The organism is Lentzea miocenica (genome assembly GCF_033949945.1).
Lineage (GTDB): Bacteria > Actinomycetota > Actinomycetes > Mycobacteriales > Pseudonocardiaceae > Lentzea > Lentzea miocenica.
Genome location: NZ_JAXAVW010000034.1, coordinates 56,550 through 73,345, shown reverse-complemented (window position 1 = coordinate 73,345; position 16,796 = coordinate 56,550). Strand labels below are relative to the sequence as shown.

The window sequence follows — 16,796 nt, the reverse complement described above, 5'->3', positions numbered from 1 at the left end:
CATCTGGCCCAGTGAATTGCACGAAGTTGGCACGCTCTATTTCGCCATGCCCTTTTTATTGGTGATGATCATTGCGAATGATCCTCATGCGAATGTTCTATGACAGTTTCGTTTATTCCTTGTCCCTGCGGATGACCGTTGTGTAAAAATTCTGCCAGGGAGAGGGGCGGGGATTTGTGATCGAAGACATGTATCCGTTGGCGCCTGTGCAGCAGGGCATGCTTTTCCATGTCCTGGAGGCGCAATCGGACAAGGGTGTCTACTGGGCGCAGGGCCTCTACGAATTCGACGGAGTGCTCGACCTCGACGCCATGCGACGCGCCTGGGAGCAGGTGGTCGCCCGCCACGCCGTGCTGCGCACCGGCTTCGTGTGGGAGGGCGTGCCCGAGCCGCTGCAGGTCGTCATGAGCGACGTCCAGGTGCCCTTCGAGGTGCACGACTGGACCGCCGTGACGGACCAGCAGGCCGCGCTCGGCGAGCTGCTCGCCCGCGACCGCGCCCAGGGCTTCGACCTCACCAAGCCACCGCTCATGCGCGTGCACCTCATCACCGACGGCACCGGCCACCACCGCATGGTGTGGGCCCTGTACTCGGGGCTGTGCGACGGCTGGAGCGTGCCCGTCGTGCTGGAAGAGGTCGGCGCCACCTACGACGCCCTGTGCCGCGGCACGACGGCCGACCTCGAACCCGTGCGGCCGTACCGGGACTTCATCGCCTGGCTGGGCAAGCGCGACCGCGCCGAGGCCGAGTCGTTCTGGCGCGACTACCTGGCCGGGCTCGACGCACCGACGGCGTTGCCCGTCGACCGCTCGGTCCGCGACCACTGGGCCCAGGGACGCCGCCGCGCCGAGCTGCCGGAGGATTTGACCACCGGGATCATGGACCTCGCCCGGCGCAGGCGCGTCACGCCGTCGACGGTGATCCAAGCGGCGTGGGCGCTTCTGCTGTCCGCCTACTCGGGCGACGACGAGGTCGTCTACGGCCTCACCGTGTCCGGGCGTCCTGCCGACCTGCCCGGCGTCGAGTCGATGGTGGGCGTCTTCATCAACACGCTGCCCGTGCGCGTGCGGGTGTCGTGGGACCGCACGTTCGCCGACTGGCTGGGTGAACTGCAGGAGAACCAGGTCGCGGTGCAGCGCTACGAGTTCACCGCGCTGTCGGACATCAAGCGGTGGTCGGACCTGCCGCGGGGCAGCGGCGTCTTCGACAGCATCGTGGTGTTCGGCAACTACCCGCAGGCCCTGATGACCGAGGAGGAAGAGGAAAGCGACGACGAGGACCGCTTCGGCGCGCTGGACTCCATCGAGCAGGTCAACTACCCGATCGCGTTCGCGATCGACCTGGAGGACACGCTCAAGATCGAGGCCGAGTTCTCCACCGGGGCGTTCGACGAGGCCACGGTCGACCGGCTGCTCGACCAGCTGCAGGCGGTGCTGGCCAGTGCGGTCGCCGGTCCTGACCGGCTCGTGCGCGAGGTGACGCCGACGCCGGCGACCGGGTGGGGTGCCGGTGCCGTGGTGGACGAGGCTCATGTGGGGTTGGCGGAGCGGTTCCGCCTGGCTGTGCAGAACTTCGCCGACCAGGTGGCGATCCGCGGCGGTGGTCACGAGCTGACCTATGCCGAGCTGGGCGAACGGGCGGCGCGTGTCGCGTCCGGGCTGCGTGCGGCCGGTGTCCGGGACGAGACTCGGGTCGGGTTGTGGTTCGAGCGGTCGGCCGACCTCGTGGTCGCGATCATGGCTGTGGTGCAGGCGGGTGGAACTTATGTGCCGCTTGATCCCGCGTTGCCGCACGGCCGCCTTCGCGATGTACAGGCGGCCGCCGGGGTCGAGCTGGTCGTGTCCCGTGGCGACTACGCCCTGGACGGCCCGCGGGTCGTCGAGTTCGCGGAGTTGCTGACCGCGCCCGCCGAGTGGCCTGAACTCGTTGCCATGCCCGAACGTCTGGTCTACACGATGTTCACGTCGGGCTCGACCGGTGTGCCCAAGGGCGTGGAGGTCACCGAAGAAGGTGTCGTGCGCGTCGTGCTCGACCCCGCCGTGGCCGCGCAGCCCGGTGACGTGGTCGCGCACATGGCCGCCGTGTCGTTCGACGCGTCGACGTGGGAGATCTGGACGGCGTTGCTGAGTGGCGCCACCCTTGCCGTGGCGCCCGCGAATTTGGCTGAGCGACTGGACGTTGCCAAGCTCTACGCCGAGTACGGCGTGACGTTGTCGTTCATGACCACCGGTTTGTTCCACCAGCTGGCCGACACCGATCCTGCTGTGTTCGCCGGGCATCGGCTGGTGCTGGCCGGCGGCGAGGCGATGTCGCCCCTCCAAGCCCGCAAGGTGCTCGACGCCAACCCCGCCGTGGCGATCTACAACATGTACGGCCCGACCGAGTCCACTGTGTACGCGTCGTTCCACGACATGCACACCGGGCGACTCGGTCCTTCGTCGGTTCCTATCGGCACCGCGTTGCGGGGCTTGCGTTTCTACGTGCTGGACCGCTGGCTCCAGCCGACGCCCGTCGGGGTGCCGGGGGAGCTGTACATCGGCGGTACCGGCTTGGCCCGTGGTTACGCGGGCCGGGCTGACCTGGCGGCGGAACGGTTCGTCGCCGACCCGTACGTTCCTGGTGCCCGGATGTACCGCACCGGTGACCTGGTGCGGTGGGGTGCGGACGGCGCGGTCGACTTCGTCGGCAGGACTGACGACCAGGTCAAGATTCGCGGGTTCCGGGTGGAGCCGGGCGAGGTCGAGCACGTGCTCGTCGGCCATCCGGACGTCGCCAACGCCGCCGTGATCGTGAACGACAAGCGCTTGATCGCTTACGTCGTGAGCACCGCCGACACGGCAGAGCTCCGCCGCTTCCTCGGCGAACGCCTGCCGGAGTTCCTGGTGCCGTCGGCGATCGTGCAGCTCGACGAGTTGCCGTTTAACACCAACGGAAAGCTCGACAAGCGAGCGCTGCCCGACCCCGGTGCCCCCGAGACCACGACCGCGTACGAGCCGCCTGCCACGGAGGCCGAGCACACGCTGGCCGCGGTGTGGTCGCAGGTGCTCGGCGTCGAGCGGATCGGCGTGCACGACAACTTCTTCGAACTGGGCGGCGACTCGATCGTCAGCCTTCAGATCGTCGCGCGCTCCCGCGCCGCAGGACTGCGGCTGGAGATCGCCGATCTCTTCACGCACCAGACCGTCCACGAGCTCGCCTCCCACGTCGCCCCGGCCGCGCCCAGCACGGTCGACCAGGGCACGGTCAGCGGACCGGTGGCCTTCACGCCGATCCAGCGCTGGTTCCTCCGGGAGAACCTGCCCCAACCCGACCACTTCAACTGGTCGGGCGTGTTCGAGCTGGCACCGGGAACCGACGCGAGCACGATGCGGACCGCGCTCGGCACCGTCGTCGCCCACCACGACGCCCTGAGGCTGCGGGTGCACGGCGACACCCAGGAGAACGCGCCGGCCGAGACCGCCGATCTGGTGACGGTGCTGAAGACGGACCTCGACGGCCCCGCGCTGGACGAGGCCGTCACCGCGGCCATGACCACCGCGCAGACGTCGTTGAGCCTCGCGGACGGGCCGTTGCTGCGTGCCGTGTACGTCGACCGCGGTGACCGGCCCGCGTGGTTCGGACTCACCGTGCACCACTACGTCGTGGACGCGGTCTCCTGGAACGTCCTGCTGGAGGACCTCGACACCGCGTACGCCGCCGGTGTCCTCGCGCCGAAGACCACCTCGTACCAGGAGTGGGCCGCCGCGCTGGAGGCGTTCGACCCGCGGGACGAGCTGCCCTGGTGGCGCGAGGTCGTGCGGACGGCTACGGCCGTGCCCACCGAGCTCAACGGCCCCAACACCGAGGACTCGACCGAGTCCGTGCGCGTCGCCCTCGACGCGGAACACACCTCGGCGCTGCTGACCCTGGCGCACCGCGCCTACCGCACCCAGGGCCACGAACTGCTCCTCGCCGCACTGCTCCAGGTGCTCGGACGGTGGACCGGCACCAGCGCCGCCGCCATCGACCTGGAGAGCCACGGCCGCGAACCGATCTCCGACGGCATCGACCTCAGCCGCACCGTCGGCTGGTTCACCGCCATCCACCCCGTCGGGCTGCACCACGCCGACCTCGGTGACATCGCCGGCGTCATCAAGGCGGTCAAGGAACAGCTGCGTGCCGTGCCACGCCGCGGTGTCGGCTACACCGTGCTGCGAGAGCGGGACGAACAGCTCCGCAACGCCCCGGAACGCCCGGTCGTCTTCAACTACCTCGGTGGTGTCGACGCCGTCGAGGACGAGGCCGTCGGCCTGTTCGCCCGGGAGCTCTCCGAGGACCTGTGCGGTCCCGCCGAGGGCGATGGCGGACTGCGCTCGCATGTGCTCGGCGTCGAGGTGGCCCAGGCCGCTGACGGGACGCTGGCCGTGGAGTGGCAGTACAGCACCAACCTCCACCAGCGTTCGACGGTCGAACGGCTCGCCGCGGCTTATGTGCAGGCGCTGGCCGAGATCGTCGACCACTGCCGGTCGGGCGCGCACGGCCTCACGCCGTCCGACGTTCCACTGGCGTCGCTCAGCCAGTCCTCATTGGACAGTCTGGTCGCGCGTACGCCCGGACTGGCCGACGCCTACCCGCTGTCGCCGTTGCAACAAGGCATGCTCTTCCACGCCGTCGAGTCGCCGGACAGCGGTGTCTACTGGACCCAGGACGTCCGCGAACTGACCGGTGAGCTCGACGTCGACGCCCTGCGTGCGGCCTGGCAGCTCGTTCTCGACCGGCATCCCGCGTTGCGCACCGGTTTTGTGTGGGACGGCGTGCGCGAGCCGCTCCAGGTCGTCGTCGGTGACGTCGCCGTGCCGTTCGAGGTGCACGACTGGACTTCCGTCGTTGATCCCGAGGTTGCCATCGACGACCTGCTGGCGTCGGACCGCGCTCGTGGTTGCGATCTCACCAGCCCGCCGTTGCTGCGCGTCCACGTCGCTCGTGGACGCGACCGCCACTGGATCCTGCTGGCGTTCCACCACCTCTACGCCGACGGCTGGAGCATCCCGCTGCTGTGGGACGAGGTCACCGCCGCCTACCGGGGTGAGTCCCTGCCGCCGGTGCGGCCCTACCGGGACTTCATCGCGTGGCTGGGCCAGCGTGATCGTGGCGAGGCCGAGTCGTTCTGGCGCGAGTACCTGGCCGGGTTCGACTCGCCGACGCCGCTGCCGGTGGACCGCGCGGTGCGCGAGCACTGGGCCCAGGGCCGGCTCGAACTGGCCCTGCCCCGCGACGTCACGGCGGCACTCGTCTCGCTGGCGCGCGACCGGCGGGTCACCCTGTCGACCGTCGTGCAGGCGGCATGGGCGGTGCTGTTGTCCGCCTACTCGGGCGAGGACGACGTCGTGTTCGGCCTGACCGTCTCCGGCCGCCCGGCCGACCTGCCCGGCGTGGAGTCGATCGTCGGCCTGTTCATCAACACCCTGCCCGTGCGGGTGCGGGTGGCCTGGGAACGGACGTTCGCCGACTGGCTCGGCGAACTGCAGGAGAACCAGGTCGCGGTGCAGCGGCACGAGCACACGCCGCTCGCCGACATCCAGCGCGTCACCACGGGCGGCCTGTTCGACAGCATGCTCGTGTTCGGCAACTACCCGCAGGGCGCGATGCCCGAGGAGGGTGAGGAAGACCCCGACGAGTTGTTCGCCTCGACCGACTCGGTCGAGCAGATGCACTACCCGATGATCCTCGCCGTCGACCTCGAGGCGACGCTGAAGGTCGAGGCCAACTTCTCGACCGGCGCCTTCGACGTGTCCACTGTGGAGCGGCTGCTCGGCCAGCTCGCCGAGGTGCTCACCGCTGTCGCTCGCCGGCCTGCCGCCGTCGTGCGCGAGGTGACGCCGGCGCCGGTGACCGGGTGGGGCATGGGTCCTGTCGTGGACGAGCCCTTCGTCGGGTTGGCGGAGCGGTTCCGCCTCGCTGTCGACGAGTTCGGCGACCAGGTGGCGATCCGTGACGGCGGCCACGAATTCACCTACTCCGAGCTGGGCGAGCGAGTGGCGAGGGTCGCGTCCGGCCTGCGTGCGGCCGGCGTCCGGGACGAGACTCGGGTCGGGTTGTGGTTCGAGCGGTCGGCCGACCTCGTGGTCGCGATCCTGGGTGTGGTGCAGGCGGGTGGAACGTATGTGCCGCTTGATCCCGCGCTCCCGCACGGCCGGCTGCGCGATGTGCAGTCGGCTGCCGGGGTCGAGCTGGTCGTGTCCCGCGGTGACTACGCCCTGGAGGCGCCGCATCTCGGCGTGATCGAACTTGCGGAGTTGCTCAACGGTTCCGTTGAGTGGCCGGAACTCGTTGCCATGCCAGGGCGTCTGGTCTACACGATGTTCACGTCCGGCTCGACCGGCGTGCCCAAGGGCGTCGAGGTCACCGAGGCAGGCGTCGTGCGGATCGTGCTCGACCCCGCGGTGGCCGCCCGGCCCGGAGATGTCGTGGCGCACATGGCGGCGGTGTCGTTCGACGCGTCGACGTGGGAGATCTGGACGGCGTTGCTCACCGGAGCCACCCTCGTGGTCGCTTCCGCGGATCTCGCTGAGCGACTGGACGTTGCCAAGCTCTTCACCGAGCAGGGCGTCACGTTGTCGTTCATGACCACCGGCCTGTTCCACCAGCTGGCGGACACCGATCCCGGTGTGTTCTCGGGGCATCGGCTGGTCCTGGCCGGTGGCGAGGGAATGTCACCCGTCCAGGCCCGCAAGGTGCTCGACGCCAACCCGGCCGTGGGCATCTACAACATGTACGGGCCGACGGAAAGCACGGTGTACGCGTCGTTCCACGACATGCACACCGGACGGCTCGGTCCGTCCACCGTGCCCATCGGCACTGCCTTGCGGGGACTGCGCTTCTACGTGCTGGACCGCTGGCTCCAGCCGACACCGGTCGGCGTGCCAGGAGAGCTGTACATCGCGGGCATCGGCTTGGCGCGTGGCTACGCGGGCCGCGCTGACCTGGCTGCGGAACGGTTTGTGCCGGACCCGTACGTGCCGGGCGCCCGGATGTACCGCACTGGCGACCTGGTGCGGTGGGGTGCGGACGGCGTGGCTGATTTCGTCGGCCGGACCGATGACCAGGTCAAGATCCGCGGGTTCCGGGTCGAGCCGGGCGAGGTCGAGCACGTGCTCGTCGGTCACCCGGACGTTGCCAACGCCGCTGTGGTCGTTCGTGAGTTGCAGCAGGGCAAGCGTCTTGTCGCCTACGTCGTCAGCACCGCCGATCCGGCGGACCTTCGCCGCTTCCTCGGCGAGCGTCTGCCGGAGTTCCTGGTGCCGTCGGCGATCATGCTGCTGGACGAGTTGCCGTTGAACACCAACGGAAAGCTCGACAAGCGCGCGCTGCCGTTGCCGGACGCGCCGGACTCCACGAGTTACGAGGCGCCCGGCACGGACGTGGAGCGCGCGCTCGCCGCAGTGTGGTCCGAGGTGCTCGGCGTCGAACGTGTCGGCGTCCACGACAACTACTTCGAACTGGGCGGCGACTCGATCGTCAGCCTCCAGATCGTGGCCAGGGCCCGGGATGCGGGCCTGGAGCTGAGCATCGCGGACCTGTTCAAGCACCAGACCGTCCAGCAGGTCGCTGCTCACACAGGTGTGGCGGCCGGCTCCACCGTCGTCGCGAAGCCGTTGGCAGACCTGGAACCGCTCCGGGCACGTATTCCGGGCGTGGTCGACGCCTATCCGTTGTCGCCCATGCAGCAGGGCATGCTCTTCCACGTCCTGGAGGCGCCCGCGGACACCGCGGTGTACTGGGCGCAGGACGTGCGTGAGTTGCGCGGGCCGCTCGACGTGGCTGCCCTGCGGGAAGCCTGGAACATCGTCGTGGGGCGCCATCCCGCGTTGCGCAGCGCGTTCGTGTGGGAGGGCGTCGACGAGCCGTTGCAGGTCGTGATCGGCGAGGTCGACGTGCCGTTCGAGGTGCTCGACTGGACGACCGTGGCCGATCCTGGCGCCGCGCTCGACGAACTGCTCGACGCCGACCAGCGGCGCGGGTTCGACGTCACCGTCGCGCCGTTGCTGCGGGTGTACGTGGCGGACCGGGGCGACCGCCAGTGGGTCGTGTTCACGTTCCACCACCTCTACCTCGACGGCTGGAGCATCCCGCTCGTCTGGGACGAGGTGATCGCGGCCTACCAGCGCAAGTCCCTGCCGCCGGTGCGCCCGTACCGCGACTACATCGCCTGGCTCCAGGACCAGCCTGCCGCTGACGACTTCTGGCGTGAGTACCTCGACGGCTTCACCTCGCCCACGGCCCTGCCGGCCGACCGCACCACCCGGTTGCACTGGGAGCAGGGCCGGCGGCACCGTGAGCTGCCCGAGGAGGTCGCCCTCGCGTTGGAGGGGCTGGCACGGCGTGAGCGCGTCACGATCAGCGCCGTCGTGCAGGCGGCGTGGGCGTTGTTGCTGGCGTCGCACAGCGGTGAGGACGACGTCGTCTTCGGGCTCACCGTGTCGGGGCGCCCGGCGGAGCTGCCCGGCGTCGAGTCGATCGTCGGCCTGTTCATCAACACGTTGCCCGTGCGGGTCAAGGTCCCCGGCGACCGCACGCCGTTCGACCGGTGGCTGCGGACCGTCCAGGACGGTCAGGTCGCCGTGCAACGGTTCGAGCACTCGCCGTTGGTCGAGATCCAGCGGGTGGCCGGTGTGCCGAGGCTGTTCGAGAGCATCGTCGCGGTCCAGAACCTGCCCGGCGGGTTCGACGACGGCGACGACGCGGACGAGTTCGACTCACCCGCGTTGCTGGAACAGGGCCGTTATCCGCTGAAGCTCGTCGTCGACGTCGACGGTCAGCTCGCCCTGCTGTGCGAGTACTCCGCCGGTGCGTTCGACGACGCCACCGTCGAGGCGTTGCTGGACCAGCTCGAACGGATTCTCACCACCGTCGCCGCCACGCCCGGCACACCCGTGCGGGACATCGCACTGCTGGACGCCGGTCAGCGTGCCGAGGTGCTCGCGTGGAGTTCGTCCGAGGCTCGCGAGATGCCGTCGGCTCACCTCGCGGCGCTGTTCGGACACCAGGTCGCGGCCCACCCGGACCAGCCGGCGCTGCGCGGCGGCACCGAACTCACCTACGCCCAGCTCGATCGCCGAGCCTCGGGGGTCGCGGAGTGGCTGCGCGGCAACGGTGTCGGGACGGGCACCCGTGTCGGGCTGCATCTGGACCGCGGCCCCGAGCTGATCATCGCCATGCTCGGGGTGATCGGCGCGGGCGGCAGCTACGTCCCGCTGGATCCCGCCCAGGGCACGGCTCGCCTCGCCCAGATGATCGACGCGGCGGAGATCGGGCTCGTCGTCACGGCGGGCGGGTGGCCCCTCGACATTCCCGGCGTGCCCGACGCGGACACGTTGTCGCCCGCTGCGGATGTCCCGTCATCCACCACCCTCGGCGCTCCCGCCGTGCGCCTCCTCGAACTGCCTGAGATCGAAGGCCGAGGTCCTCTGCCCGTAGCCGGTGGTCCGGGCAGCGAGCTGTACGTGCTGTTCACGTCGGGCTCGACGGGTGTGCCCAAGGGTGTGTCGCTGACCCACGAGGGCGTGGCCAGGGTGTGCACCGATCCCGCTGTGCGCGTCGAGCCCGGTGACGTCGTGTCGCACCTCGCGGGCATCGGCTTCGACACCGGCGCCTTCGAGATCTGGCTGGCGTTGCTCAACGGAGCCACCCTCGTGGTCGGCCCAGCGGACCTGGCCGAACGGATGGACGTCGGGAAGTTCCTGCGCGAGAACGACATCACGGCGTCGCTGCTCACCACCGGCCTGTTCCACCAGCTGGTCGAGACCTCGCCGGACGTGCTCGACGGCCTGCGGCTGCTGGTCGTGGGCGGCGACGCCCTGCAGGCCCAGCACGCCCGCACCGCCCGCGAACGCCGGCCGGACCTGCGAATCGTGAACGCCTACGGGCCCACCGAGACCACCATGACGTGCACCATTCACCCGCTCGACGCCATCGGCGCGCAGGTGCCGATCGGCAGGCCGTTCGCGGGGATGCGGGCGTACGTGCTCGACCAGTGGTTGCAGGTGCTGCCACCAGGTGTGGCGGGCGAGCTGTTCGTCGGCGGACCCGGCGTTGCCCGCGGCTATGTCGGCCGTGCGGACCTCACCGCCGAACGGTTCGTCCCCGATCCCACCGGAAACGGGGAACGCCTGTACCGCACCGGTGACCGCGCACGCTGGCGGGCCGACGGCACGCTGGAGTTCCTCGGCCGAGCCGACGACCAGGTCAAGATCCGGGGCTTCCGGGTCGAGCCCGGCGAGGTCGAGGCACTGCTGGCGAGCCACGAGAACGTGCGGGCCGCCGCCGTCGTGGCCACGGCGTCGGGAACGGGAAAGCGCCTTGTCGCTTATGTCGTCACCGATGCCGACCCCGGCGAGCTGCGCGCGTTCCTGCGCGAGCGGCTGCCGGACTACCTGGTGCCATCGGCGTTCGTCGCCCTCGACGCGCTTCCGCTGACGTCCAACGGCAAGCTCGACCGCCGCGCCCTGCCCGAACCGGCGGCACCCGAGACGGACGCGTACGTCGCCCCGCGCACCGGCGCGGAACAGGCGCTGGCCGCGATCTGGGCGAAGCTGTTGCGCGCCGATCGTGTCGGTCTGCACGACAACTTCTTCGACCTGGGCGGCGACTCGATCGCCGTCCTCCAGGTGGTGGCACGCGCTCGTGCCGCGGGCCTCGGCCTCGCGGTGGCCGACCTGTTCACCCACCAGACGATCGCAGAGCTGGCCGCCGTGACCACCGCTCCCGTGGTCGCCGAAGAGGGCCCGGTCACCGGACCGGTGCCGCTGACGCCCATCCAGCGGTGGTTCACCAACGCCACCATCGACGACCGGAACCACTGGAACTGGTCGGGGCTCTTCGAACTGGCACCGGACGTCGACGCGGAGAAGCTCGCCGCGGCGCTCGACACCCTGGTGACCCACCACGACGCCCTGCGCACCCGCCTGCGGCACGGACCCGACGGCTGGCACCAGCACGTCGTCGAGCCGGGCGAGGCGGCCGCGTTCACGGTCGTGCAAGGCGATGTCCAGGAGCACATGGACGCGCTGCAACGCTCGCTGGACCTCGCCGACGGTCCGCTCCTGGCCGCGGTCCTCTTCGAGCGCGGCGACGAACCCGCGTGGCTCGGGCTCGTCGTGCACCACCTGGTCGTCGACGGCGTGTCGTGGAACATCCTGCTGGAGGACCTCGACGCGGCCTATCGCGGCGAACCGCTGGCGCCGAAGACCACGTCCTTCCGGCAGTGGGCCGAGTCCGTCGTGGCCTTCGCGGACGGCGCCGAGGTCCGCGACGAGCTGCCGTACTGGCTCGACAGGGCCGAGACGCCCTTCACGCTGCCGGTCGACGCCACCGGTGCCAACACCGAGGACTCCGCCGCCGTCGTCGAGGTCGCCGTCGGCACCGGGGGACTGCCTGTCGCCCAGGTCGTCGAGCTGATCCTGGCCGCGCTGCACCAGACGCTGGGGGAGTGGGCGGGCACCGGCACGGTCGTCGTCGACCTCGAACACCACGGCCGGGAAAGCCTGGCGCCGGGCACCGACCTGTCCCGCACGGTCGGCTGGTTCACCTCGGTCTACCCGGTGGTGCTCCAGCACGACGACCTGAGCGACGGCGCCGGGGTCATCGCCGCGGCAAGCGAAAGCCTGAACTCCGTGCCACGCAACGGGGTCGGCTACGGCGCACTGCGTCACCTCGCAGCCGACGACCCGGAGGTGCGCCGCCTGCGCGCAGCGCCCGACCGGCAGATCAACGTCAACTTCACGGGTGAGCCAGCGCCGCGGCCGTCAGCCTTCGCCGCGTCTTCCGGCGCTCAGCAGGCCCCGATGCGGCCATCTGACCACCGAAATACGGGGCAAAGGCTGGCGGCCGCGGCACTAGACGCCGTGAGCGACGACGAGGCAGGCCTCATCGTCGACGAACTACCGGGTGATCTGTGCGGCGACAGCACAAGTGGGGGCTTGCGCCCGTACGCGCTGCACCTGGAGATCGAGCGCACCGGCGAGGGAGAGCTCCTCGTCGAGTGGCACCACAGCACGAACCTCCACCGGACCGAGACCGTGCGGCGGGTCGCCACCCGCTTCCGGCGGGCCGTGGAGTGCCTGATCGAAGACCTGAACAGGAATTGAGGGGAGCAATCCTTGTCCACGCCCAAAAGGATCTACCACCTGTCGGCTGAAGAGGCCGCTGAGGTAGAGAACCTGACACTGCGCATCGCCAAGGAGTACACGGGTCCGGAGGACGAGCAGCTGCTGCGCGACCTGCCGCTGCTCGCCGCCGAGTTACCCGTGGGCCAGCGCCGTTTCCTGCGCGACTTCGCGCTCGAGGACCAGCTGGGCTACTGCGTGATCCGCGGTCACGCCCTCGACGACGCGCGCATCGGCCCGACGCCGCAGCACTGGCGCGGCCGGCCGACGCCGACGCCCGAGTTCGCCGAAGAGATCCTGATCCTGCTGCACGGTTCGCTGCTCGGTGAGCCGTTCGGCTGGAAGACCCAGCAGGACGCCCGGCTGGTGCACGACATCTTCCCCATCAAGGGTTTCGAGACCGAGCAGATGGGGATCGGCAGCACCGACACGCTCACGCTGCACACCGAGGACGCGTTCCACCCGTGGCGCGCGGACTACCTGCTGCTGGAGTGCCTGCGCAACCCCGACAAGATCGCCACGATCGTCTCGGAGCCGGATCTGACGTCGCTCGACGCCGAGCACCTCGAGCTCCTGCACGAGCCGAACTTCCTGATCCGGCCGGACGACTCGCACCTGGCGAAGCACAACGTCACCAAGGGCGTCGACGCCGAGTTCTCCGAGATCGACGAGATGAAGGCCGACGACAACCGCGTCGCCGTGCTCTACGGGTCGCGCAAGCACCCGTACATGCGTCTCGACCCGTACTTCATGGAGACCCCTCGCGATCCCGCCGCGCGCGAGGCCATGAACGCGGTCAACGAACTCCTGGAAGCGTCCTGTTTGGACGTCGCACTGGAGCCGGGCGACATCCTCGTCATCAACAACCACCGCCTCGCGCACGGACGGCAGGCGTTCCAGGCCCGCTACGACGGCACCGACCGCTGGCTCAAGCGGGTCAGCATCACCACGGACCTGCGGAAGTCCCACGAGCGGCGCGCCTCGGCGACCGCACGTCTCATCTGACGGATACGGAACCCATGCCCAACCCGCTCCACAGCCTCCCGCCCACCGCCAAGGGCATCCTCGCCGTCCTCAGAGTCCTGCCGCGGGTCAGCCGGCCGCGCACGGCGCTCCTGGCGGGCGGGGTGGCGGTGAGCGCTGTGCTGCCCATCGGCATCGCCGTCCTCACCGGTCTGCTCATCGGCGCCATTCCCGGCGCCGCGCGCGACGGCGCGGACTCGGCCGCCGCCGGCCGGGTGGGCACGCTGCTGGTCGTCGTCGCGATCGCGATCCTGGTCGAGCGACTGACGTCCCCGCTGCTGCGGGCCGCCGTGTCGACGCTCGGCCGCGACGTCGACCGGTACCTGCAGGAGGTCGTGCTCGGCGCGCTGGCCCGGCCAAGGGGCATCGCGCACCTCGAGGCACCCGACGTGATCGACGAGGTCCGCATCGTGCGGGGTCTCGGCATGAGCGCGCACCGGCCGGGCCAGACCGTCGAGGCCCTGCCGGAAGTGCTCACGTCGTGGCTGCGCGCCATCGGCTCGGCGGCCGTGCTCACCTGGTTCCACTGGTGGCTCGGCCTGCTGTGGCTGGTGGTCTGGCCGATCATCGTCTACCGGATGCAGCGGGACTACCTGCGGGTCGGCGAGGAGGGGTTCGGGCAGAGCGCGCAGCTGCGCCAGGCCGAGTACGTCCGGGACCTGGCGCTGGATCCACCGTCTGCCAAGGAAGTCAGGCTCTGGGGGATCCTCGACTGGCTCGTCACGCGGTTCGACACGTTGTGGCAGGCCGGTGTCGGCCCGATCCGCCGGGCCCGCCGTCCCCGGCCCGGCATGGTGCTCGGCTCCGCGTCCGCGATCCTGGTGATCAACGTGCTGTCCTACGGCTTGCTGGCTTATGCCGCGGTGCAGGGCGACCTGACGCTTGCCGCTCTGGCCGTGTTCGTGGAGGCCCTGGCCAACGCGAACGAGTACGCCGTCGGCGACGAGCACCTGTACCTGTCGCACGCCGCCGTCACCGTGCCCAAGGTGCTCTCCCTGGAGAAGCGCCTCGCGGACAGCTCACCTCCGGAGTCCGGCCTTCCGGTCGGCGCGGACGTCCCCGCGCAGGAGATCCGCTACGAGGGCGTGGCGTTCCGATATCCGGGTTCGGAGCGGGAAGTCCTGACCGGACTGGATCTCGTCATCCCCGCCGGGCAGTCGCTGGCGATCGTCGGTGACAACGGCGCGGGCAAGACCTCGCTGGTGAAGTTGCTCGCCGGGTTCTACGAGCCCGTCGGCGGCAAGATCACCGTCGACGGCGCCGACCTCGCCTCGCTCGATCCCGAGGCGTGGCGCAGGCGGGTGGCCGTGCTGTTCCAGGACTTCACCCGCTACCACCTGCCGGTGCGCGACAACATCGGCCTCGGCGCTCCCGAGCACGCGGGCGACGAGGACATGCTGCGCCGCGCCGCCGAACGGGCCGGGATCGGCGACCTGATCGAGTCGTTGCCGAACGGCTGGGACACCGTCCTGTCGCAGGCCTACACCGACGGCGTCGATCTGTCGGGCGGGCAGTGGCAGCGCGTCGCACTGGCCCGCGCGATGTTCGCCGTCGAGGCGGGAGCCAAGGTCCTCGTGCTCGACGAGCCGGCGGCGGCACTGGACGTGCGCGCGGAAGCCGAGCTGTACGAACGGTTCCTGGACTTGACCAAGGGGCTCACCACGATCCTCATCTCGCACCGCTTCTCCACCGTGCGGCGCGCCGACCGGATCGTGGTCGTGTCCGACGGCCGTGTCATCGAGGCCGGTGGCCACGACGAGCTGATGGACCTCGACGGCCGCTACGCCCACCTGTTCCGCCTGCAGGCGGAGCGTTTCCAGCCCGCGGAGGGCAGCGATGCGTGACACCTGGCGGGCCTTCGTCACCACCATCAGCTTCGGGTTCCGCGCGGCGCGTTGGTACGCGGTGTTCCAGATCCTCACCGAGATCGCGCTCGCACTCACCGGCCCCCTGATCGCCTACAGCGCCGGAGTTCTCGTCGACGCCGCCCGTGTGGGCGATCTGAACCTCGCACTCACCGCGGGGCTCGGCATCGCCGCCGCCACCGGGCTCCTCGTCGTCGGCCAGTACTACAACGCCCACTGCGTGTTCGCGGTCCTCGAACGCACCCAGGCGTTGTCCGACCGGACGCTCATGCGGCTGCTCGGCGGGATCGACAGCCTCGCCCCGCACGAGCACCCCAAGTACCTCGACCAGATCCAGCTGTTGCGCGAGGAGCGCGAGAGCCTCGCCGAGATGACCAACGCCACGGCCGGACTGATCAGCGCGTTCGTCGGCTTCGGCGCCACGGCGCTGCTGCTCGCCGACGTCCACCCGGCGCTGATCTCGTTGGCACTGCTGGCGTTCATCTCGCTGTGGATCACCAGCCGGGCCAACGACCTCGCCGCCGACGCCCAGGAGGACACCGGCGAACCCGAACGGCTGCGCCGCCACCTGTTCGACATCGGCACGACCGCCGGTGCCGGCAAGGAACTGCGCGTCTTCGGCCTCACCCGCGAGCTGATCCGCCGCCACCACCAGGTGTCCGACGAGGTGCTCGACACCCGCAACCGGGCGGCCTGGCGCGGGGCCGCGCTCAAGAGCATCGACGCGGTGATCAACGCGGCAGGGTTCGTCGGAGCCATCGCGCTGGTGGTCTGGCTCGCGGTCGAGGGCCGGGCCACTCCCGGTGACGTCGTGATGGTCGTCGCGCTCACCATCGAGATGGCCGCGGTGGTCGCCTCGTCCGTGGGCTACAGCGGCGACTTCCTCTGGTGTCTCAAGCAAGCCCGGCGTTACGTGTGGCTGGAGCGCTTCGCCGCGAGCGCCGGCAAGCGCCCGGCCGAGCCCTCCGCCCCGCCGGCGTCGCTGAGCCGCGGCATCGACCTCGCCGACGTCACCTACCGCTATCCGGGCAGTGAGCGCACTGTCCTGGACGGCGTGTCGTTGCACCTGCCGGCCGGGTCCGTGGTGGCGCTGGTGGGGGAGAACGGCGCGGGAAAGTCCACCCTCGTGAAGTTGTTGTGCGACTTCTACGAACCGGACGGCGGCGAGATCCTGGTCGACGGCGTCGACCTGCGCCGCATCCCCACCCGTGACTGGCGGACCCGGCTCAGCGGCGCGTTCCAGGACTTCGTGGAGCTGCAACTGGCCGCCCGCGAGGCCGTGGGCGTGGCCGACACCGCCCTGATCGACGACGACACCGCGTTGCACGGAGCTCTCGAACGGGCGGGTGCGGAGTCCGTTGTGGACGGTCTGCCGCACGGCCTCGACACCCAGCTGGGCCGGGCGTGGGACGGCGGTGTCGAGCTGTCCGGTGGCCAGTGGCAGAAGCTGGCGCTCGCCCGTGGCCTGCTGCGCACCGACCCGTTGCTCGCGGTGTTCGACGAGCCCACCGCCGCGCTCGACCCGCAGACCGAGCACGCGCTGTTCGAGCGCTTCGCCCAGGCGGCGCGTGCCGGAAAGTCCCGGGGAACGGTGACTCTTCTTGTGTCGCACCGCTTCTCGACCGTGCGGATGGCCGACCTGATCGTCGTCCTCGACGGCGGCCGCGTCCGTGAAATGGGCAGCCACGAGGAACTCATGGCCCACCCCGACCTCTACGCCGAGCTGTACGAGCTGCAGTCCTCGGCCTACCGCTGAAAGGAGCCG

The 16,796-nt window shown here is 70.2% G+C and carries 4 protein-coding genes; all 4 read left to right on the top strand.

What is annotated here, in order from left to right; all coding sequences use genetic code 11:
• Window positions 1–188: 188 nt before the first annotated feature.
• From SK803_RS34710 to SK803_RS34695, 4 genes are read left to right on the top strand one after another with little or no spacing between them, the layout of a single operon-like run.
• Complete coding sequence (locus tag SK803_RS34710; protein ID WP_319970440.1) at window positions 189–12,125, top strand: non-ribosomal peptide synthetase; 11,937 nt, start codon at window positions 189–191, stop codon at window positions 12,123–12,125.
• A 12-nt stretch (window positions 12,126–12,137) separates the two neighbouring features.
• On the top strand, window positions 12,138–13,148 hold the full coding sequence (gene gntD, locus SK803_RS34705; protein ID WP_319970414.1) for a guanitoxin biosynthesis L-enduracididine beta-hydroxylase GntD: 1,011 nt from the start codon (window positions 12,138–12,140) through the stop codon (window positions 13,146–13,148).
• A gap of 14 nt (window positions 13,149–13,162) precedes the next feature.
• Window positions 13,163–15,010, top strand: coding sequence for an ABC transporter ATP-binding protein (locus tag SK803_RS34700; RefSeq protein WP_319970413.1), 1,848 nt, complete (start codon window positions 13,163–13,165; stop codon window positions 15,008–15,010).
• Window positions 15,003–16,787 carry an ABC transporter ATP-binding protein gene (locus SK803_RS34695; RefSeq protein WP_319970412.1) on the top strand — a complete coding sequence of 595 codons (1,785 nt, stop codon included), beginning with the start codon at window positions 15,003–15,005 and terminating at the stop codon, window positions 16,785–16,787. The genes SK803_RS34700 and SK803_RS34695 overlap by 8 nt, the downstream gene beginning before the upstream one ends.
• Window positions 16,788–16,796: the final 9 nt, after the last annotated feature.

Coding starts and splice junctions, on each gene's coding strand:
- SK803_RS34710 (WP_319970440.1), top strand. CDS start 189: ATGTATCCGTTGGCGCCTGTGCAGCAGGGCATGCTTTTCCATGTCCTG.
- SK803_RS34695 (WP_319970412.1), top strand. CDS start 15,003: ATGCGTGACACCTGGCGGGCCTTCGTCACCACCATCAGCTTCGGGTTC.
- SK803_RS34700 (WP_319970413.1), top strand. CDS start 13,163: ATGCCCAACCCGCTCCACAGCCTCCCGCCCACCGCCAAGGGCATCCTC.